21 protein-coding genes, 1 tRNA gene and 1 pseudogene are annotated in these 20,391 nt (G+C 69.5%); 15 read left to right on the forward strand and 8 right to left on the reverse strand.

Annotation, left to right across the window (positions count from 1 at the left end):
• Window positions 1–167 precede the first annotated feature (167 nt).
• Window positions 168–473 (reverse strand): hypothetical protein, encoded by a 306-nt coding sequence (locus ACZ7LY_RS12680; RefSeq protein WP_471624551.1) that lies wholly within the window; start codon window positions 471–473, stop codon window positions 168–170.
• 321 nt (window positions 474–794) lie between these two features.
• Here ACZ7LY_RS12680 and ACZ7LY_RS12685 point away from each other — a divergent pair, with 321 nt between their 5' ends.
• Window positions 795–3,188: an immune inhibitor A domain-containing protein gene (locus ACZ7LY_RS12685; RefSeq protein ID WP_471624552.1), complete on the forward strand. Its 2,394-nt coding sequence runs from the start codon at window positions 795–797 to the stop codon at window positions 3,186–3,188.
• Window positions 3,189–3,323: 135 nt separating this feature from the next.
• Window positions 3,324–3,641 (forward strand): hypothetical protein, encoded by a 318-nt coding sequence (locus ACZ7LY_RS12690; protein WP_471624553.1) that lies wholly within the window; start codon window positions 3,324–3,326, stop codon window positions 3,639–3,641.
• 37 nt (window positions 3,642–3,678) lie between these two features.
• Here ACZ7LY_RS12690 and ACZ7LY_RS12695 read toward each other — a convergent pair whose 3' ends face one another.
• Window positions 3,679–4,269 (reverse strand): isochorismatase family protein, encoded by a 591-nt coding sequence (locus tag ACZ7LY_RS12695; protein WP_471624554.1) that lies wholly within the window; start codon window positions 4,267–4,269, stop codon window positions 3,679–3,681.
• Between the two features lie 107 nt (window positions 4,270–4,376).
• On the reverse strand, window positions 4,377–5,705 hold the full coding sequence (locus ACZ7LY_RS12700; protein WP_471624555.1) for a nicotinate phosphoribosyltransferase: 1,329 nt from the start codon (window positions 5,703–5,705) through the stop codon (window positions 4,377–4,379).
• Between the two features lie 145 nt (window positions 5,706–5,850).
• Between ACZ7LY_RS12700 and clpS the strand changes: the two genes are divergently transcribed.
• The 8 genes and pseudogenes from clpS to ACZ7LY_RS12740 form a co-directional block, all read left to right on the forward strand.
• Window positions 5,851–6,168, forward strand: coding sequence for an ATP-dependent Clp protease adapter ClpS (clpS, locus tag ACZ7LY_RS12705; protein WP_471624556.1), 318 nt, complete (start codon window positions 5,851–5,853; stop codon window positions 6,166–6,168).
• Between the two features lie 27 nt (window positions 6,169–6,195).
• Complete coding sequence (locus tag ACZ7LY_RS12710) at window positions 6,196–6,801, forward strand: DUF2017 domain-containing protein (protein ID WP_471624557.1); 606 nt, start codon at window positions 6,196–6,198, stop codon at window positions 6,799–6,801.
• Window positions 6,802–7,156: 355 nt separating this feature from the next.
• Window positions 7,157–8,605 (forward strand): amino acid permease, encoded by a 1,449-nt coding sequence (locus tag ACZ7LY_RS12715; RefSeq protein ID WP_471624558.1) that lies wholly within the window; start codon window positions 7,157–7,159, stop codon window positions 8,603–8,605.
• Window positions 8,606–8,714: 109 nt separating this feature from the next.
• Window positions 8,715–9,131, forward strand: coding sequence for a M67 family metallopeptidase (locus ACZ7LY_RS12720; RefSeq protein ID WP_471624559.1), 417 nt, complete (start codon window positions 8,715–8,717; stop codon window positions 9,129–9,131).
• A 90-nt stretch (window positions 9,132–9,221) separates the two neighbouring features.
• Window positions 9,222–9,323, forward strand: a complete 102-nt coding sequence (locus ACZ7LY_RS12725) for a putative leader peptide (protein WP_471624560.1) — start codon at window positions 9,222–9,224, stop codon at window positions 9,321–9,323.
• A gap of 92 nt (window positions 9,324–9,415) precedes the next feature.
• On the forward strand, window positions 9,416–9,694 hold the full coding sequence (locus tag ACZ7LY_RS12730; protein WP_471624561.1) for a MoaD/ThiS family protein: 279 nt from the start codon (window positions 9,416–9,418) through the stop codon (window positions 9,692–9,694).
• A 20-nt stretch (window positions 9,695–9,714) separates the two neighbouring features.
• Window positions 9,715–10,665, forward strand: coding sequence for a PLP-dependent cysteine synthase family protein (locus tag ACZ7LY_RS12735; protein ID WP_471624562.1), 951 nt, complete (start codon window positions 9,715–9,717; stop codon window positions 10,663–10,665).
• 391 nt (window positions 10,666–11,056) lie between these two features.
• A pseudogene (locus tag ACZ7LY_RS12740) lies at window positions 11,057–11,266 on the forward strand (LysR family transcriptional regulator); the annotation flags it as partial.
• Between the two features lie 39 nt (window positions 11,267–11,305).
• On the opposite strand, the gene ACZ7LY_RS12745 reads toward ACZ7LY_RS12740, so the two are convergent.
• Window positions 11,306–11,782, reverse strand: coding sequence for a hypothetical protein (locus ACZ7LY_RS12745; RefSeq protein ID WP_471624711.1), 477 nt, complete (start codon window positions 11,780–11,782; stop codon window positions 11,306–11,308).
• A gap of 435 nt (window positions 11,783–12,217) precedes the next feature.
• Between ACZ7LY_RS12745 and ACZ7LY_RS12750 the strand changes: the two genes are divergently transcribed.
• Window positions 12,218–12,970 (forward strand): MBL fold metallo-hydrolase, encoded by a 753-nt coding sequence (locus ACZ7LY_RS12750; RefSeq protein WP_471624563.1) that lies wholly within the window; start codon window positions 12,218–12,220, stop codon window positions 12,968–12,970.
• An 88-nt stretch (window positions 12,971–13,058) separates the two neighbouring features.
• Here the strand turns inward: ACZ7LY_RS12750 and ACZ7LY_RS12755 are convergent, their stop codons facing one another.
• The 3 genes from ACZ7LY_RS12755 to ACZ7LY_RS12765 form a co-directional block, all read right to left on the reverse strand.
• Window positions 13,059–14,309 carry a PTS transporter subunit EIIC gene (locus ACZ7LY_RS12755; RefSeq protein ID WP_471624564.1) on the reverse strand — a complete coding sequence of 417 codons (1,251 nt, stop codon included), beginning with the start codon at window positions 14,307–14,309 and terminating at the stop codon, window positions 13,059–13,061.
• Between the two features lie 295 nt (window positions 14,310–14,604).
• Window positions 14,605–15,852: a PTS transporter subunit EIIC gene (locus ACZ7LY_RS12760; protein ID WP_471624565.1), complete on the reverse strand. Its 1,248-nt coding sequence runs from the start codon at window positions 15,850–15,852 to the stop codon at window positions 14,605–14,607.
• 263 nt (window positions 15,853–16,115) lie between these two features.
• On the reverse strand, window positions 16,116–17,405 hold the full coding sequence (locus tag ACZ7LY_RS12765) for a PTS transporter subunit EIIC (RefSeq protein WP_471624566.1): 1,290 nt from the start codon (window positions 17,403–17,405) through the stop codon (window positions 16,116–16,118).
• A 189-nt stretch (window positions 17,406–17,594) separates the two neighbouring features.
• On the opposite strand from ACZ7LY_RS12765, the gene ACZ7LY_RS12770 reads away from it, so the two are divergent.
• The 4 genes from ACZ7LY_RS12770 (at window position 17,595) to rdgB (ending at window position 20,232) form a co-directional block, all read left to right on the forward strand.
• Entirely contained in the window at window positions 17,595–17,828 is a 234-nt protein-coding gene (locus ACZ7LY_RS12770; RefSeq protein WP_471624567.1) for a PTS sugar transporter subunit IIB, read from the forward strand.
• Between the two features lie 523 nt (window positions 17,829–18,351).
• Window positions 18,352–19,086 carry a ribonuclease PH gene (gene rph / locus ACZ7LY_RS12775; RefSeq protein ID WP_471624568.1) on the forward strand — a complete coding sequence of 245 codons (735 nt, stop codon included), beginning with the start codon at window positions 18,352–18,354 and terminating at the stop codon, window positions 19,084–19,086.
• 122 nt (window positions 19,087–19,208) lie between these two features.
• Window positions 19,209–19,604: a hypothetical protein gene (locus ACZ7LY_RS12780; RefSeq protein WP_471624569.1), complete on the forward strand. Its 396-nt coding sequence runs from the start codon at window positions 19,209–19,211 to the stop codon at window positions 19,602–19,604.
• A 22-nt stretch (window positions 19,605–19,626) separates the two neighbouring features.
• Window positions 19,627–20,232, forward strand: coding sequence for an RdgB/HAM1 family non-canonical purine NTP pyrophosphatase (gene rdgB / locus ACZ7LY_RS12785; RefSeq protein WP_471624570.1), 606 nt, complete (start codon window positions 19,627–19,629; stop codon window positions 20,230–20,232).
• Window positions 20,233–20,282: 50 nt separating this feature from the next.
• On the opposite strand, the gene ACZ7LY_RS12790 is transcribed toward rdgB, so the two are convergent.
• Window positions 20,283–20,355, reverse strand: a tRNA-Leu gene (locus ACZ7LY_RS12790).
• Window positions 20,356–20,391 lie beyond the last annotated feature (36 nt).

The raw sequence follows: 20,391 nt of genomic DNA on the forward strand, positions 1-20,391 counted from the left end.
CCCCATTAGGGGCGCGGGGAACTGCGCGAGAAGCCTCACCGGGGCTGAACCGGATGTACAACGTCAACGCACCCGGCGCTGAGGTCAGCCCCGTCAGGGGCGCGGGGAACTGCGCGCTCGGCCACATCGCACCCGGCACTCTGGGGCTCCGCCCCAGCCCCCGCTCCTCAATCGCCGGAGAGGCTTGATGGGCCCGGGGCTGAAACCCTGCCGGGTACGGAGTTCCGGCCCGCGCCCCGCGCCACGAGAACACGGCCCGGCGCGGACACCCCCGCAGATTCCGAGGGCTCCGCCCCCGCCGGCTTGCGTACCGGCACGCTGAGGGCGACGAACACGCCGAGGATGAGCGCCGAGACGACGATCACCGGGATGCCCGGGCCCGAACTCGTACGGGACAGCAGGGACATGGCGACCGTGGAGCAGACGACGGTGGCCGAACCATAGGCGAGCTGTGCGACAGTCGGGCGAGGCATGGGCGTTGTCCGTCCTCGTGACATCGGGGGCCTGTTCTCACGGGACCTGTGCCCGACCCGCCCGCGCGGTAAGCCCGCCCTAACCCGGGGGGCCGGTGCACGGGGGGCGCACGGATTCACCGCGTCCAGCAAGTGGACGGCGGATGCGCCGGACGCATATGCGCCGCCGCGCGCGCGAGGCGTCCGGATTGCGGACAGCGCGGCCTGCTTAGCGCAACGGATTCGCCGCCGTCAAGGACTGTTATTTCTCCTTCACCTCCGGTCAAATGGCGTCACTTGTGATACGTGGCGCTGGACGCCACGGAGGAGGGGACCACTCAAGTGACCACCAAGAGACGGGCGTTGAGAACCGCCGCCGTCGTCGTGACCCTGGCCACCACCGCGGCCACCGGGGCACTCGCGGCGACCGCCGCCCAGGCCGACACCCCGGCCGCCACCAGCACCGCCGACGGCAAGACGTACGGCGGCAAGGGCCATGTCTTCGACGGCCCGTTCAGCAAGCAGATGGACCAGCAGCGCCAGGCGGCCCTGCAGAACGTGCTTCAGGGCACGTCGAAGGTCCAGGAGAAGCACGGCTCGAAGGTCGTCGACCTCGGCAAGGGCAAGTACGTCGAGATGGGCCGCGAGCGCACCGACAAGATCTTCACGATCCTGACGGAGTTCGGCGACAAGGTCGACAACACCACCCTCGTCGACCGCCAGGACGACAACACCGACGAGCTGAAGCCCAAGTACGGCGGCACGCCCGGCCCGTTGCACAACCAGATAGCCGCGCCCGACCGCACCAAGAACAACAGCACGGCGTGGAAGAAGGACTACGACGCCCAGCACTTCAAGGACCTGTACTTCGGTACGGGCAAGGGCGTCGACTCCCTCAAGACGTACTACGAGAAGACGTCATCGGGCCGCTACTCGGTGGACGGCCAGGTCTCCGACTGGGTCAAGGTGCCCTGGAACGAGGCCCGTTACGGCTCCAACTACTGCGGCGCCGACAACTGCCCGAACGTCGAGGACCTCGTGCGCGACGGCGTGAACGCCTGGGTCGAGCAGCAGAAGGCCGCCGGCAAGACCGACGCCGCCATCAAGGCCGACCTCGCCCAGTACGACCAGTGGGACCGTACGGACCACGACAACGACGGCAACTTCAACGAGCCCGACGGCTACATCGACCACTTCCAGATCGTCCACGCGGGCGAGGACGGGTCGGCCGGCGGCGGCGCGCAGGGCGGCGACTCCCTGTGGGCGCACCGGGGTTACGTCTACAGCCGCGACGACGGCGACACCGGACCGGCCGGCTTCAAGGCGGGCGGCACGCCCATCGGCGACACCGGCATCTGGGTCGGCGACTACACGATGCAGCCGGAGAACGGCGGCCTCGGCGTCTTCGCCCACGAGTACGCCCACGACCTGGGCCTGCCCGACCTGTACGACACGACGTACCGGGGCGAGAACTCGGTCGGCTTCTGGTCGCTGATGTCGGCGGGCTCCTGGCTCGGCACCGGCAAGAACGAGATCGGTGACATGCCGGGCGACATGACCGCCTGGGACAAGCTCCAACTGGGCTGGCTCAACTACGACAAGGCGAAGGCGGCGACCCGTTCGACGCACAAGCTGGGCGTGGCCGAGTACAACACCAAGCTCAAGCAGGCGCTCGTCGTCGAACTGCCGAAGAAGAACGTCACCACCGACATCGTCAAGCCCGTCCAGGGCGCGAAGCAGTGGTGGTCCGACTACGGCGACGACCTCTCCAACACCCTGGAGCGCACGGTCGATCTGACCGGCAAGTCCAAGGCCGCCCTCGAACTGGACGGCTGGTGGAACATCGAGAAGGACTACGACTTCCTCTACACGCAGGTCTCCACGGACGGCGGCGCGAGCTGGAAGACCATCGACGGCACCGCCGACGGCAAGGTCATCCCGCGCGACGGCGGCGAGAAGCCCGCGCTCACCGGTGACTCGACCGGCTTCCAGCACCTCGTCTTCCCGCTGGACGCCTACGCCGGCCAGAAGATCGGCGTCCGCTTCCGCTACAAGACCGACGGCGGCGCCGGCGGCATGGGCTTCACCGCCGACAACCTGACGGTCAAGGCGGACGGCGCGACCCTGTTCTCGGACGACGCCGAGGGCGACGACAACGGCTGGACCGCGCGCGGCTTCTCCCGCGTCGGCGCGAACATCAACGGCGACTTCCCGCAGTTCTACATCGCCGAGAACCGCCAGTACGTCAGCTACGACAAGACCCTCGCGGTCGGCCCGTACAACTTCGGCTGGCGCGACGGCGGCGAGAAGCAGAACTGGGTCGAGCACTACCAGTACCGCCCGGGTCTGATGATCTGGCAGTGGGACACCTCGCAGCGCAACAACAACGTCGGCGACCACCCCGGCCGCGGCCTGATCCTGCCGATCGACGCGCACGCCAAGCCGCTGTACTGGGCGGACGGCAAGACGAAGATCACCAACAAGATCACGCCGTACGACGCGGCCTTCGGCCGGTACCCCGTGCCCGGCATGACGCTGCACCGCCTGGGCGTCGAGAAGAAGATCCCGGCGCAGGCCGGCGTCCCGTTCTTCGACGACCACCAGGGCACGTACTGGTACGCGGAGAACCCGACCGGGAGCGTCCAGACGACTGACACCAACACCCGCATCTCGATCGTGAAGCAGCCCCTCGACGGCTCCTCGATCACGGTGAAGGTGGGCCCCTCCACCAAGTGACCCGGTAAAACCGCAGGTCAGAACGCGTATCGGCCGCGACTTCGCCAGCCAGGGCTAGCGGGTCGCGGCCGATCGTGTTTAGGTGCGTCCTGTGAGTTCCTTATTGACACCGCGTCTCACGGGGGTGTGACAGTCATGTCCGCAGGAGGGTTCTGCAAGCTGCCGGGCGGCAGCGTCGTCGTCGCTCTGACCCTGCCCGCACCGGGCCGTCCCGACGGTGCCGTACGGGTCCTGGTGCACGCGGCGAACCGCGCCCGCGCCCTGACCCGCCTGCGCAACCTCGGCCTGCGCGCGGTCTACCTGCGGGGCAACGCGCACCCGCCCACCCCGGACGAGATCACCGCCGTCCTGCACCACCCGGACGGGCTGCTGTGGCGGGAGGCGCCCGTGGAGCGCGCGGGGGAGCTGTGGCACCCCATACGCAGCCTCCTCAGACCCGTCGGCACCGCCTGAGCCCGCGCGGGACCTGCCCGCGTCCGGGGCGCCCGGCTCAGGCCACGACCGGCTTGCCGGTCAGTTCCACGCCCGCCGCCCGCAGCTCCGCGAGCGCCGCCTCGGTCGTCGCGGCGGCCACCCCGGCGGTGAGGTCGAGCAGCACCCGCGTACGGAACCCCTCGCGCGCCGCGTCGAGAGCGGTGGCCCGTACACAGTGGTCGGTGGCGATGCCCACCACGTCCACCTCGGTCACCTCGTGGCCGCGCAGCCAGTCGGCCAGCGCCGCGCCGTTCTCGTCGGTGCCCTCGAAGCCGCTGTACGCGGCCGAATAGGCGCCCTTGTCGAAGACCGCGTCGATGGCGCCGGAGGCGACGGCCGGCGCGAAGTTCGCGTGGAAGCCGACCCCCTCCGTCCCGGCGACGCAGTGCGCGGGCCAGGAGTGCACGAAGTCGGGGTTCTCGGCGAAGTGGGCGCCGGGCGCGATGTGGTGGTCACGGGTGGCGACGACGTGCTGGTAGCCGCCGCCGGCGCTCTGGCCGACGAGATCGGTGATCGCGGCAGCGACGTCGGCACCCCCCGTCACCGCGAGGCTGCCGCCCTCGCAGAAGTCGTTCTGCACGTCGACGACGATCAAGGCGCGGCGCATGGTCGGTGTCCTTCTGCTGGGAGACGTAAGGAAGCGTAAGAGCTGCGGGCGCCGCGCGGGAGGGGGCGGACCGGGTCCGTCGCCCCCGCCGCGCCGCTCCCGGGGCCTCAGACGTACTCGGTGGGGATGACAGCCTCGCCGCGCGAGAGCTGCGTCGCCGACATCGGCAGCGCGTCCCGGGCCGCGATGTGCCGCGCGCGGGCGGCGTCCAGCGGCTCGCGGGCCACGACCGTGCCGCCCTTGACCAGCTCGACCTGCAACGGCCGGCCGGCCGGCTCGGCGGGGACGGCGCCGGTGCCGACGACCTCCGCCTCCGCGATCCCGGAGGCGTCCAGGCGCCGCGCCGCCCACTTGCGGCCGCCGATCGACGTCTTGCCGCCCGCCGACTTCTTCGCCACGGGCAGCAGCGGCGCGCCCGGGTCGGCGGACTCGGCGCGCGCGACCAGCTTGTAGACCATGGAGCAGGTCGGATGCCCCGAACCGGTGACGAGCTGCGTGCCCACCCCGTACGCGTCCACAGGCGCCGCCGCGAGCGAGGCGATGGCGTACTCGTCGAGGTCGGAGGTGACCACGATCTTCGTCTGGTGGGCGCCCAGCTCGTCGAGCTGCTGGCGCACCCGGTGGGCGACGAGCAGCAGGTCGCCGGAGTCGATGCGCACGGCCCCGAGCCCCGGGCCCGCCACCTCGACGGCCGTACGGACGGCCTCGGTGACGTCGTAGGTGTCCACGAGCAGCGTGGTGCCCTCGCCGAGCGAGTCGACCTGGGCGCGGAAGGCGTCGCGCTCGGAGTCGTGCACGAGGGTGAAGGCGTGCGCGGACGTGCCGACGGTCGGGATGCCGTAGCGGAAGCCCGCCGCGAGGTCGGAGGTGGTGGCGAAGCCGCCCACGTACGCGGCGCGGGAGGCGGCGACGGCGGCCAGCTCGTGGGTGCGGCGGGCGCCCATCTCGATCAGCGGGCGCTCACCGGCGGCCGACGCCATGCGGGAGGCGGCGGCGGCGATGGCCGAGTCGTGGTTGAGGATGGAGAGGATCACCGTCTCCAGGAGCACGCACTCGGCGAAGGAGCCCTCGACGCGCAGCAGCGGCGAGCCGGGGAAGTACACCTCGCCCTCCGGATAGCCCCAGATGTCGCCGGAGAATCGATACTCCGCAAGCCACCGCAGGGTCGGCTCGTCCACCACCCGGCGCTCGCGCAGGAAGCCGAGGACGGCCTCGTCGAAGCGGAAGTTCTCGACGGCGTCCAGGACGCGCCCGGTGCCCGCGACGACGCCGTAGCGGCGGCCCTCGGGCAGCCTGCGGGTGAAGACCTCGAAGACCGAGCGGCGGTCGGCCGTGCCGCCGCGCAGCGCGGCCTGGAGCATCGTCAGCTCGTAGTGATCGGTGAAGAGGGCTGTCGACGGAACATCCACCGGCAGGCCAAGGTCCGCTGTGTTCATGGAAGGGATGCTACCCCGGATTAACGTCAGTGTGACGATTTCTGGCGTCCGTCCGTGCGGCGGCCCGCCTCAGCGGCCGGCGTCCGTCCGTGCGGCGGCCCGCCTCAGCGGCCCGTTTGTGCGGTTGAGCGCTCAGGGTGGCAGCATGGGCCGTGTGAGCGCACCGGCACCCCTTGAGATCGAAAGCCCCGAGACGACCGAGGACCTCTCCGTCGTCCCCGAGCCGGACGTCCCCTGGATCACGCTGGTCCACAACGACCCGGTCAACCTCATGAGCTATGTGACGTACGTGTTCCAGGCGTACTTCGGATACTCCAAGGAGAAGGCCACCAAGCTCATGCTGGACGTCCACCACAAGGGCCGCGCCGTCGTCTCCAGCGGCAGCCGCGAGGAGATGGAACGCGACGTCCAGGCCATGCACGGCTACGGCCTGTGGGCCACGCTGCAACAGGATCGGAAGTAGAGAAGCGATGAGGGGTGCAGCGCTCTGATGCCCGGCCACTTCGAACCGATCCCCGGCGGGGGCGCGGCCGTCGCCCTCGACGACGTCGAGATCTCCATCATCCGCTCGCTCGCCGTCCAGCTCCTCGAACTGATCGGTCCGGGCCCCGGCGGCGAGACCTCCGAGGACCCGCTCGCCGAACTGTTCGCCGACGGTCCCAGCGAGCCGCCCACGGACGCGGTGCTGCGCCGCCTCTTCCCCGACGCGTACGGGGGTCCCGGCGCCGCCGGGGCGAGCGCGCAGGACGAGGACGAGCTGCGGGCGTACTCCTCGGAGTTCCGCCGCTTCACCGAGAACGACCTGCGGGCCGGCAAGCGCGAGGACGCCCTCGCCGTCATCCGCAGCCTCGACAGCCTCGGCCCGGCCGGCGAGGGCGGGGCGGTGCTCAAGCTCGGCCACGACGAGTCGGTGTGCTGGATGCGCGCGCTCAACGACCTGCGCCTGGCCATCGGCACCCGCCTCGACATCACCGACGAGGAGGACACCGACCTCCTGTACCGGCTGCCCGACGAGGACCCGCGCAAGCCGATGGTGATGGCCTACCTCTGGCTCGGCGGGCTCCAGGAGACCCTGGTCGAAACCCTTATGCCCTGACGTGTCCGGACACATCGGGTCAGCTCACGCATGATCGATGTAAGCGCGTTCGCTCATCGGACGCTCAAATCCGGATAACGATCAGGTCACCGCACCCACCCCCAATGTGGCCTCAGGTTCCTTTTGTCGTATTTTCCTGGTGGCGTGTGCCACACGCGCACCCGTTCGCCGCTGTGAACGGCGTGATAAATCTTCACGACCGCCTGACGGACGCCACCCCTGTCCGTTCAGGTGCGCCCCGACCGGCCGACCGCCGGTAGGCACAGCTCCATCCATCCAGGGGCCCGTCCCCTAAGGATCGTCACAGTCGATCCGAGCCGCACGGCACGGATCGGCATGGAGAAAGGCGCACACCATGACCTCAGTGCAGGTCGACAAGCAGCACGACGGCAATGAGGCCGCGGGGGCCGACGGCACCGAGACCTCCGCCGAGGGTTACAAGCGGGGCCTGGGCGCCCGGCAGATCCAGATGATCGCCATCGGCGGCGCGATCGGCACCGGCCTCTTCCTCGGCGCCGGCAAGGGCATCTCCAAAGCGGGCCCCAGCCTGATCCTCGCGTACGCCGTCGCCGGCGTCGTCATCTTCGCCATCATGCGGGCGCTGGGCGAACTGCTCATGTACCGCCCGGTCTCCGGCTCCTTCTCGGAGTACGCGCGCGAGTTCATCGGCCCGTTCGCGGGCTTCGTCACCGGCTGGACCTACTGGCTGTTCTGGGTCATCACCGGCATGACCGAGGTGACCGCCGCCGCCACCTACATGACGTACTGGTGGAACATCCCGCAGTGGGTCTCCGCGCTCGTCTTCACCGTCATCCTCTACGGCGCCAACCTGATCTCCGTGAAGCTCTTCGGTGAGCTGGAGTTCTGGTTCTCCATGGTCAAGGTCACCGCCATCGTCGGCATGATCCTCATCTGCGCCGGCATCCTGACCCTCGGCTTCTCCGACGCCGGTCCGACCGCCTCCGTCACCCACCTGTGGGACCTCGGCGGGTTCTTCGCGGGTGAGAACGGCATCGGCTCGACGCTGATGACGCTCCAGATGGTCATGTTCGCCTTCCTCGCCGTCGAGCTGGTCGGCGTGACCGCGGGCGAGGCCAAGGACGCCCGTACCGTGCTGCCCAAGGCGATCAACACCGTGCCGTGGCGCATCGCCGTCTTCTACGTCGGCGCCCTCATCATGATCCTCTCGGTCGTCCCGTGGACCGTCTTCAAGCCGGGCGTCTCCCCGTTCGTCGAGGCGTTCGACAAGATGGGCATGGCCGCGGGCGCGGGCATCGTCAACTTCGTCGTGCTGACCGCCGCGCTGTCCTCCTGCAACTCCGGCATGTACTCCACCGGCCGTATGCTGCGCGACCTCGCCCTCAACAAGCAGGGCCCGCAGTTCTTCACCAAGCTGACCCGCAACGGCCTGCCGCTCATCGGCACCTCGTTCTCCGCCGCGATGATGCTGGTCGGCGTCTGGATCAACTACCAGTGGCCCGGCGAGGCGTTCAACTACGTCGTCTCCTTCGCCACCATCTCCGGCATGTGGGCCTGGATCATCATCCTCATCTGCCAGATCCGCTACCGCCTCAAGTCCGACCGCGGCGAGCTGCCCAAGTCCGAGTTCCGCGCGCCCGGCGGCGTGTGGGCCTCCGGCGCCGCGCTCGCCTTCATCGGCCTGGTCATCGTCCTCATGGGCATCGACAAGGACGCCCGCGTCTCCCTGTACGCGGCTCCCGTGTGGGGCGCCATCCTCGGCGTCGCCTTCCTCGTCCTGAAGGCCCGCAACCCCGAGGGCGCCGCCTTCGCCAAGCGGAGCTGACCCTCCCGGCGGGCCCCGGCCGACCCCGGCCGACCGGCACAGTCTCACCAGGCGGGCCGCCCCGTATCGCACCGCGGTACGCGACGGCCCGCCTGCTTATGCTGACCGCATGCTGAAGATTTCCCAGGCCCTGTACGACCAGATCGTGGAACACGCCCGTAAGGACCACCCCGACGAGGCGTGCGGCGTCGTCGCCGGGCCGGTCGGCGAGGGCCGCCCCGAGCGCTTCATCCCCATGCTCAACGCGGCGCGCTCGCCCACCTTCTACGAGTTCGACTCCGCCGACCTCCTCAAGCTGTACCGCGAGATGGACGACCGGGACGAGGAGCCCGTGATCATCTACCACTCGCACACGGCCACCGAGGCGTACCCCTCGCGCACCGACATCACGTACGCCAACGAGCCGGGCGCCCACTACGTCCTCGTCTCCACCGCCGACACCGACGACGCGGGCCCCTTCCAGTTCCGCTCGTTCCGCATCGTGGACGGCGAGGTCACCGAGGAAGAGGTCCAGGTCACCGCCTGAACCGGGAGCGGTCCCAGCAGGCGGACGGTTTTCGACCGCATGGTGAGATCACACTCTCGGGCCCCGGGCGGGAATCGATACGATGAGCGCATGGTTCCCCACGACGTGAGCGAGAAGACGCCGGGCACACTGCTCGTGGCGCGGCTGCACGTCGACCTGTGCCGCCTCGCCAGCGCCATCTGTCCGCGCTGAGCCGCACCGCCGCAACCGGCCCCAGCAGGCCGCTGCCGGGCGCCGCCGCGCGCTCACCCACACGACGTCCGACTCCTGACAGGAGCTCCAGCATGGCCATCGAGGTCCGCATCCCGACCATCCTCCGCACCTACACCGACGGCGCCAAGGCCGTCGACGGCAACGGGGACACCCTCGCCGCGCTGTTCGCCGACCTCGACACCCGGCACGCCGGCATCGCCGACCGGATCGTGGACGGCGGCCAGCTGAGGCGCTTCGTCAACGTCTACCTCAACGACGAGGACGTCCGCTTCCTCGACGGCATCGACACCAAGCTCGCCGACGGCGACAACGTCACGATCCTGCCGGCCGTCGCCGGCGGCATGCGCTGAGCCGCGAGGCACGCCGACTCATGCGCTACGACAGCCCATTGGCCGCGGTGGGCAACACCCCTCTGGTGCGCCTGCCGCGGCTCTCGCCCTCCGAGGACGTACGGATCTGGGCGAAGCTGGAAGACCGCAACCCCACCGGCTCGATCAAGGACCGCCCCGCGCTCCACATGGTCGAACAGGCCGAGAAGGACGGCCGGCTCAAGCCCGGTGACACCATCCTGGAGCCCACCTCGGGCAACACCGGTATCTCGCTGGCGATGGCCGCCCGCCTCAAGGGCTACCGCATCGTCTGCGTCATGCCCGAGAACACCTCCCAGGAGCGGCGCGACCTGCTCGCCATGTGGGGCGCCGAGATCATCTCCTCGCCCGCCGCCGGCGGCTCCAACACGGCCGTCCGCATCGCCAAGGAACTCGCCGGGCAGCACCCCGACTGGGTGATGCTCTACCAGTACGGCAATCCGGACAACGCGGGCGCGCACTACGCCGGCACCGGCCCCGAGATCCTCGCCGACCTGCCCTCCGTCACGCACTTCGTCGCCGGGCTCGGCACGACGGGCACGCTGATGGGGGTCGGGCGGTACCTGCGCGAGCACAAGCCCGGGATCACCATCGTCGCCGCCGAGCCGCGCTACGACGACCTCGTCTACGGGCTGCGCAACCTCGACGAGGGGTTCGTGCCCGAGCTGTACGACGCGGCTGTGCTCAGCACGCGGTTCTCCGTGGGGTCGGCCGATGCGGTGGCGCGTACGCGGGAGCTTCTGCGGGAGGAGGGGATCTTCGCCGGGGTCTCCACGGGGGCCGTTCTGCATGCTGCCATCGGGGTGGGGCGCAAGGCGGTTCGGGCGGGGGAGTCCGCGGACATCGTCTTCGTCGTCGCCGACGGGGGCTGGAAGTATCTGTCCACGGGGGTTTATACGGCCCCCACGACGGAGGCGGCGATCGAGTCCCTCCACGGCCAACTATGGGCCTGACGGCCCTTCAGCGCGGGTCAGTTCGAGCTGCCGCCCGGGGGTAGTCGTCCACCTTTCGCCCGGTGGGGGCCGGCCGCGCAGTTCCCCGCGCCCCTGTCGGGGCGGACCTGTGCGTGGTCACCTGCGGGCCGGTGGGGGCCGGTCGCGCAGTTCCCCGCGCCCCTGTCGGGGCGGACCTGCGCGTGGTCACCTGCGGGCCGGTGGGGGCCGGTCGCGCAGTTCCCCGCGCCCCTGGAGGGGCGACTGCGTCGCCACCTCCTCCCCTGGGGAGCTGGGGCGCAGCCCCGCTCCTCAGGGGCGCGGGGAACTGCGCGATCAGCCACGACGAATGTCGAGGAAACCCACCGGCCGGAGCCACCCACCTACCTGGAACCGACCCGCCCGGTCGCCACGCGATTCCGACCTCCTGATCTGCGTCCCCGAAGCCACCACGCACTCAGCGGTCACCGACCTCGGCCTGACCGCTCTCCCGCTCCCACTCGAACTGCCGCCGACCCCGATATACCTGTCATGGCATCAGCGCTACGACACAGACCAGGCCCACACCTGGCTACGTGGCCTGGCCCGAACCATGCTGACCAGACACGGATCACCGTCGTAACGGCTGTCCCGTAAAAGGTCTCCCGGGGACGGCGGTGCGCTAGCCCATGATCGCGCGAGCCGCGTCCAGAAACGCCAGCCGGTTGTCCTCCAGGTAGTCCCGCACGCTTTCACCGTCGGGCAAGCCTTCCCATACCGTCCGGTTGAGGTCGAGGAAGTACGCGCGGGCCGCGTCGTGCACCGGCAGAGGGAACTGGATACGGATGAGCCGCTCCGCAACCCACAGCCTGTTCATGACGTCCCGGGTCGTGAGGAACCAGGCGTCCGTGTCCTCCCACTCGGAAGGCCGGCTGAAGGCGGAACGTTCGGCCTCGGCCCCCACCTCGACGAACCGCTCCAGCAGCGCCAGCCGTTCCCCGCGCCGGGCCTCCGACAAGGCGAGCTGCTGTCGGCGCTGTTCAGCGCGTTCCGCCGAGAGTTGAGTTCTGTGCTGGACGAGGTAGGACAACGAACCGCCGAGGACAACGCCGCCCAGCGATATGAGTGACACCCAGACCTGACCTGACATGGCGGTCATCGTGCCATGCGGTCCGCCCCGCGAGCGGTTCACCAATGACACCGTGCTCATCGTGGACGGCCCGGTGGGCGGCCGGCCGCGCAGTTCCCCGCGCCCCTGGAGGGGCGACTGCGTCGCCACCTCCTCCCCTGGGGAGCTGGGGCGCAGCCCCGCTCCTCAGGGGCGCGGGGAACTGCGCGAGCGGCCACGGCGCTAGTCGAGGATTACCGCCGGCCGGGGCCACCCACCCACCCCCGCGGTGAGCGGAGGGTGCTGGGGGAGTGAAGGGTGTGCTGGGGGCGCGCGGAGCGCGGGGCGTGCCGCCCGAACCGGTGACACGACAGGTGAGTTCGCCCACAACGGCCGTTACAGAAGGACCCGCCCGCCCCGGAGCGGCTTAGGCTCAACGAACCCCCAAAAGGTCATCGCCCGCCAGCGCGGAGGTTCAAGGCTCTTATGAAGCTCACCGTCGTCGGCTGCTCGGGGTCGTTCCCGTCCGCGGATTCGGCCTGTTCGAGCTACCTCGTAGAGGCCGACGGCTTCCGGCTGCTCCTCGACATGGGCAACGGCGCCCTCGGCGAGTTGCAGCGCCATTGCGGCCTGTACGACCTGGACGCGATCTTCCTCAGCCATCTGCACGCGGACCACTGCATCGACATGTGCGCCTACTTCGTCGTGCGCTACTACCGCCACGACGGCGGCCGCTGCGCCCCGATCCCGGTCTACGGCCCCGAGGGCACCGAGCAGCGCCTGACGACCGCGCACGCGGACGCGCCTTCCCCGTCCGCGTTCAGCGAGGTCTTCGACTTCCACACCGTGAAGCCGGGCGCGTACGAGATCGGCCCGTTCTCCGTGCGGATGGAGAAGGTCTGCCACCCGGTCGAGTCGTACGCCATCCGCGTCGAGCACGGCGGCCGCTCCCTGACGTACTCGGGGGACACGGGCCCCTGCGCGGCGCTGGACGAGCTGGCGGAGGGCACGGACCTGTATCTGTGCGAGGCCGCGTTCACGGACGGCAAGGAGAACATCCCGGCGCTGCACCTCAACGGCCGGGAGGCGGGCCAGTCCGCGCGCCGCGCCGGCGCCGGCAAGCTCGTCCTCACGCACATCCCGCCGTGGACGGACCCGCAGGTGAACCTGGTGGACGCCCGAGCCGTGTACGACGGCCCGGTGGAACTGGCGGCGCCGGGAGTGACGTACCAAATCTGAGCCCGCGCGCACCGGCGCGTACGTACGGCGAGGCCCCCGCGACCTGTCGAGCGTCGCGGGGGCCTCGCCGGTGCCGGTGGGGGAGGGCTCACGCCTTGGTGAGGTCCTCGACCTCCTCCTCGGGCTCGCGGCCCGGGGTCTTCAGGTCGAACTTGACGATGGCGAAGCGGAAGACCACGTAGTAGATCACCGCGAAGACCAGGCCGATCGGGATGATCATCCAGGGCTTGGTCGCCAGGTGCCAGTTGAGCGCGTAGTCGATGAAGCCCGCGGAGAAGTTGAACCCGTCGTGGACGCCGAGGCCCCAGGTGATCGCCATGGAGGCGGCGGTGAGGACGGCGTGGATCGCGTACAGGAGCGGCGCGATGAACATGAACGAGAACTCGATCGGCTCGGTGACACCGGTCACGAACGAGGTCGCGGCGAGCGAGATCATCATGCCGAGGACGGCCTTGCGGCGCTCGGGGCGGGCGGTGTGCGCCATGGCGAGCGCGGCGGCCGGCAGACCGAACATCATGATCGGGAAGAAGCCCGCCTGGAACATGCCGGCGGTCGGGTCGCCGTGCAGGAAGCGGTTGATGTCACCGTTCCAGACCTGACCGGCGGAGTCCGTGAAGTCACCGAGCTGGAACCAGGCGACCGTGTTGACGAACTGGTGCATGCCGACCGGGATCAGCGCGCGGTTGACGCCGCCGAAGAGGGCCGCGCCACCGGAGCCGAGGCCGGTCATCCAGTTGCCGAAGTCGGAGATGCCGTTGCCGATGGGCTCCCAGACCAGGCCGAAGAAGACACCGACGACGATGCCGACGAAGGCCATGATGATCGGGACGAGCCGGCGGCCGTTGAAGAAGCCGAGCCAGTCGACGAGCTTCGTGCGGTGGAAGCGCTGCCACAGGACCGCGGCGAGCAGACCCATGACGATGCCGCCGAGGACACCGGGGTTGTTGTAGACCGCGGGGGTGTCGGCGCCCTTCTTGATCACCGCCTCGGAGACGGGGAACGCCTCCAGGACCTTGCTGTAGACGAGGAAGCCGACCAGCGCGGCGAGCGCGGTCGAGCCGTCCGCCTTCTTGGCGAAGCCGATGGCCACGCCTATGCAGAACAGGAGCGGCAGGCTGCCGGTGATGGCACCGCCGGCGTTGTTGAAGACGGCGGCGACCTTGTCCCAGCCGAGGCCGTCCTTGCCGAAGATGTCGTCCTGGCCCAGCCGGACCATGATGCCGGCGGCGGGCAGGACCGCGATCGGGAGCTGCAGGCTGCGGCCGACCTTCTGCAGTCCCTGGAACAGGCCGGAGCCCCGCTTCTTCGCGGGCGCCGCCGTAGCGGTGGCCGTACTCATGTGCTTCCTCCAAGAAGGCAAGGCGCCGCCCTGGACAGGAAGTTGACGGGGGGACGGCGGCGTCTCGACAGTGGGGTGGGTGCTGAGGGAGCGCCCTCGGGCGGCCCTCATGGTCTACACCACTCACTGGTGTAGACCAGTTGTAACACGTGAGTTCCGCGTAAGGAACCCGTCGCTTGAGGGGTGTGGGAGAAGCCATGACGAATCCCCCTGAACCTGTTCCGGTTCAGGGGGATTCGGGGTGTTTCGCGGCCCGGGGTCGTTATCTCTTCGTGAGCTGCCCCGGGGGCGGGGGCTACGCCTTGGTGATGTCCTCGACCTCTTCCTCGGGCTCGCGGCCCGGGGTCTTCAGGTCGAACTTCACGATCACGAAGCGGAAGACCACGTAGTAGATCGCGGCGAAGACGAGACCGATCGGGATGATCATCCAGGGCTTGCTCGCCAGGCTCCAGTTCAGCGCGTAGTCGATGAAGCCGGCCGAGAAGTTGAACCCGTCGTGGACACCGAGGCCCCAGGTGATCGCCATGGACGCGGCGGTCAGCACCGCGTGGATCACGTACAGCAGCGGCGCGATGAACATGAACGAGAACTCGATCGGCTCGGTCACACCGGTCACGAACGAGGTCGCCGCGAGGGAGATCATCATGCCGAGGACGGCCTTGCGGCGCTCCGGGCGGGCGCAGTGGGCCATGGCGATGGCGGCGGCCGGGAGGCCGAACATCATGATCGGGAAGAAGCCCGACTGGTACATGCCGGCCGTCGGGTCGCCCGCGAGGAAGCGCGGGATGTCGCCGTGGACGATGTCGCCGGCCGCGTTGGTGAAGTCACCGAGCTGGAACCAGGCCGTCGCGTTGACGAACTGGTGCATGCCGATCGGGATCAGTCCCCGGTTGATCAGGCCGAACAGGGCGGCGCCGCCGGAGCCGAGGCCGGTCATCCACTCCGCGAAGTGCGTGATGCCGTTGCCGATGGGCTCCCAGATCAGGCCGAAGAAGACGCCGATGACGATGCCGATGAACGCCATCAGGATGGGGACGAGCCGGCGGCCGTTGAAGAAGCCGAGCCAGTCCACCAGCTTCGTACGGTGGAAGCGCTGCCAGACCATCGCGGAGATCAGGCCCATGATGATGCCGCCGAGGACACCGGGGTCGTTGTAGACGGCCGGGGTGTACTCGCCGCCCTTGACGAACGCCTCGTGGACCGGGAACGCCTGGAGCACCTTGCTGTAGACGAGGAAACCGACCAGGGCGGCCAGCGCGGTCGAGCCGTCGGCCTTCTTGGCGAAGCCGATGGCGACACCGATGCAGAAGAGGATGGGCAGATTGCCGGTGATGGCCCCGCCCGCGTTGTTGAAGACCTCCGCGACGCGGTGCCAGCCGAGCCCGTCGTCGCCGAAGATGTCGGGCTGGCCCAGGCGGACCATGATGCCCGCCGCGGGCAGCACCGCGATCGGAAGCTGCAGGCTGCGGCCGATCTTCTGCAGCCCCTGGAACAGTCCGGAACCCCGCTTCTTCGCGGGAGCCGTGGCCGTGGCCGTACTCATGGATCTTCCTCCGTGTCGTCTGACGCCGCCCGGGGGTGGGGTGGGAGGGGGCGTACGTCTGGCGGCGGGCGGCGCCATGTACTGGTGTAGACCACTTGTGCGGGGTAGGGACACGGTAAAAGTCCTGAAAACGGAAACTGGTGACTTTCACCGGACAGGACATGACGAAGGGCCCCCGGACCGAGGTCCGGGGGCCCTGTCGCGCGCGGCTCGCGCCGCGCTCACACGGTGGTGCTCATACGGTGGTGCTCACCTCATGGCGCTCACGCCTTCGTGATGTCCTCGACCTCTTCCTCGGGCTCGCGGCCCGGGGTCTTCAGGTCGAACTTGGTGATCGCGAAGCGGAACACCGCGTAGTAGACCACCGCGAAGCACAGGCCGATGGGAATGATCATCCATGGCTTGGTGGCCAGCCCCCAGTTGATCACGTAGTCGATCAGGCCCGCCGAGAAGCTGAAGCCGTCCTTGACCCCCAAGGCCCACGTCACCGCCATCGACACACCGGTGAGCACCGCGTGCACCGCGTACAGGACCGGTGCGATGAAGACGAACGAGTACTCGATCGGCTCGGTGATACCCGTGACGAACGAGGTCAGCGCCAGCGACAGCATCATGCCGCCGACCGCCTTGCGCCGCTCCGGCCGCGCGCAGTGGTACATGGCGAAGCAGGCCGCCGGCAGCGCGAACATCATGATCGGGAAGAACCCGGTCTGGTAGATGCCCGCGTGCGGGTCGCCGCTGAGGAACATGTTGATGTCACCGTGCACCTGCGTGCCGTCCGGCTTGGTGTATGTGCCGAACTGGAACCACAGCGGGGTGTTCAGGAACTGGTGCAGGCCGATGACCAGCAGCGCGCGGTTCGCCACACCGAAGATGCCCGAACCCCAGGCGCCGAGGCTCTGCAGCCAGTTCGAGAAGGACTCCAGCGCGTCACCGACCGGCGGCCACACCCACAGGCAGATCACGGCGAAGAGGATGCCGACGAACGCCATGATGACCGGCACGAGCCGGCGGCCGTTGAAGAAGCCGAGCCAGGACACCAGCTTCGTACGGTGGAACCGCACCCAGAAGAACGCGGCGAGCAGGCCCATGATGATGCCGCCGAACACGCCCGGATTCTGGTACGAGAAGGCCGCCACCGTGTGATCCGCGGCCACCTGGCAGCCGGTCGCCACGGGCGCGGAGCCCTTCGGGCAGTCCTGCGGGAACTGGTGCAGCACGCCCCGGTAGACGAGGAAGCCGGCGACCGCCGCGAGCGCGGTCGAACCGTCCGCCTTCTTCGCCATGCCGATGGCGACACCGATGCAGAACAGCAGGGGCAGGCCGATGTCGGCGTCGAGCAGGGCGCCGCCGGCGCCCTTGAAGACCTTGGCGACATCGACCCAGTTCAGGCCGTCGGGGCCGAAGACATCGTCCTGCCCGAGACGGTTGACGATGCCCGCGGCGGGAAGCACGGCGATGGGCAGTTGCAGGCTGCGGCCCATCTTCTGGAGCCCCTGGAAGAAGTTCTTCCAGGGGCTCGGCCGGGGTACGGCGGCGGCGTTCGCGCTCATGGGCTTCCTCCGGGAACACGGGTCACTTGGCGGCCGTTGCATACTGGTGTAGACCAGTTGCGACGAGTCCTCGCGTGATCGTCATCCTTCGGGATGAAAGGCGTTGCCGCTCGTGAAGTTGGTCCAACCGTGGGTTACCGTGACAAAACGGTCCCATGGCGGGTCGTCCAGAGAGTCAGGGAGTAAGCAATGGCCAGCAAGGCTGAGAAGATCGTCGCCGGGCTCGGCGGCCTCGACAACATCGAAGAGGTCGAGGGCTGCATCACCCGTCTCCGTACCGAGGTCATCGACCCCTCGAAGGTGGACGAGGCCGCGCTGAAGGCTGCCGGGGCGCACGGGGTCGTCAAGATGGGCACGGCCATTCAGGTCGTCATCGGGACGGATGCGGATCCTATTGCGGCGGACATCGAAGACATGATGTGACCTACGCGCAAGCGTCCCGCGAAGGCCCCGGTTCCTGCTGAACCGGGGCCTTCGCGCTTCCCGCGCCTTCTTTCGGTAAGTGGGCCTGCCCGTCAGCTTGTACCTGCGGGTTCGTCGTGGCTGGTCGCGCAGTTCCCCGCGCCCCTGGAGGGGCGACTACGTCGCACCCTCCCCCCTGGGGGCAGCGGGAGGGGAGACTGCGTCGCCCGCCCCCGCCGGGAAGCTGGGGCGAAGCCCCGCTTCCCCAAGGGGAAGCTGCACGGAGTGCATGCTTCAGGGGCGCGGGGAACTGCGCGAGAAGCCCCACGCACCCGCAGATGACCACGCACGGTAGTGCCCCGAAGGGGCGCGGGGAACTGCGCGAGACGTCCCACGCACCCGCGGATGACCACGTACCAGGTGTGCCCCGATAGGGGCGCGGGGAACTGCGCGAGACGCCCCCACCGGCCCGCAGGTGAACGACGACCCCCGGCGCCGGGCCCACCCGGAGAGAACCCCGGGCCACCCCCGATACGCTCACCCCATGTCTCGTATCGACGGCCGCACCCCCACCCAACTCCGCCCGATCACGATCGAACGCGGCTGGAGCAAGCACGCAGAAGGCTCCGTCCTCGTCTCCTTCGGCGACACGAAGGTCTTCTGCACCGCCTCCTTCACCGAAGGCGTCCCCCGCTGGCGCAAGGGCAGCGGCGAAGGCTGGGTCACCGCCGAGTACTCCATGCTGCCCCGCTCCACCAACACCCGCGGCGACCGCGAATCCGTGCGCGGCAAGATCGGCGGCCGCACCCACGAGATCAGCCGCCTGATCGGCCGCAGCCTCCGCGCCGTCGTCGACACCAAGGCCCTCGGCGAGAACACCGTCGTCCTGGACTGCGACGTCCTCCAGGCCGACGGCGGCACCCGCACCGCCGCCATCACCGGCGCCTACGTGGCCCTCGCCGACGCCATCGCCTGGGCCCAGGCCAAGAAGATCGTCAAGGCCGGCCGCAAGCCCCTCATCGGCTCCGTCGCCGCCGTCTCCGTCGGCATCATCGACGGCGTCCCGATGCTCGACCTCCCGTACGAGGAAGACGTACGCGCCGACACCGACATGAACGTCGTCTGCACCGGCGACGGCCGCTTCGTCGAGGTCCAGGGCACCGCGGAGGCCGAACCGTTCGCCCGCGACGAGCTGAACGCCCTGCTCGACCTGGCCGTCGCTGGCTGCGAGGAACTGGCCGCCCTCCAGCGCGCCGCGCTTGAGGCGCCGCTCGCCTGACCGGAGGGTAAAGAGAGCCCCAAGCCGCGCGGCAACCGGGTGACCCTTCCTCGCGTCACTACGAACAGGTGGACGACCAACACCGGTCGTCCACCTCTTCGTTCCCACGGGAGGACCCACCCATGGCCGCCGCGCGCCCACACCGCCGCACCGCCCTGCTCGCCGCCGCCGCGGCCCTCGTCGCCGCCACCGCGGCCACCGGCTGCTCCGCCGTCGACAAGGCCATGGACTGCGTCCGCACCGCCGACGCCATCGCCGACAGCGTCACCGACCTCCAGACCGCCGTCGAGAACGCGGGCGACGACCCCACCCAGGCCGACCAGGCACTCGACGCCATCGACAAGAACCTCAAAACCATCCGCGACAAGACCGACGACACCGACGTCTCCACCGCCGTCGACCACCTGGGCGACGCCGTCGGCAATGTCCGTAAGGCCATCGAGGACGGCGACACCACCCCCGACGTCAGCCCCGTCACCGACGCCGCCGGCGAACTGACCAAGGTCTGCACCCCGTGAGCGGCCCGCGATACTGGGGACCATGACCCGCCTCATCCTCGCCACCCGCAACAAGGGCAAGATCGTCGAACTCCGCGCGATCCTCGCGGAAGCCGGCCTCCCGCACGAACTCGTCGGTGCCGACAGCTACCCCGAGATCCCGGACGTCCGCGAGACCGGCGTCACCTTCGCCGAGAACGCCCTGCTCAAAGCCCACGCACTCGCCAAGGCCACCGGCCTGCCCGCCGTCGCCGACGACTCCGGACTCTGTGTCGACGTCCTCGGCGGCGCCCCCGGCATCTTCTCCGCCCGCTGGGCCGGCAAGCACGGCGACGACCAGGCCAACCTCGACCTGCTCCTCGCCCAGCTCGGCGACATCGACGAGGACCGCCACCGCGGCGCCCACTTCGCCTGCGCCGCAGCCCTCGCCCTGCCCGACGGCACCGAGCGCGTCGTCGAGGGCCGGATGCGCGGCACCCTGCGGCACGCCCCGGCGGGCACCAACGGCTTCGGCTACGACCCGATCCTCCAGGTCGAGGGCGACACCCGCACGGCCGCCGAACTGACCCCGGCCGAGAAGAACGCCATCTCCCACCGAGGCCAAGCCTTCCGAGCCCTGGTCCCGGTGCTCGGGGAACTCCTCGCCTGACCCCACGCACACAGAAGGGCGCTCCCCACGGGGAGCGCCCTTCTGGCATGTACGCCCGGTCGGATTCGAACCGACAAACACGGCCACCTAAAGACCGCCGCTCAGCCCTTGGCGTACGGGCGCAGGGCCCGTCCAGCTTACTGGCTCCGCAGGGCGGCA

The organism is Streptomyces sp. NPDC107550 (assembly GCF_055639095.1).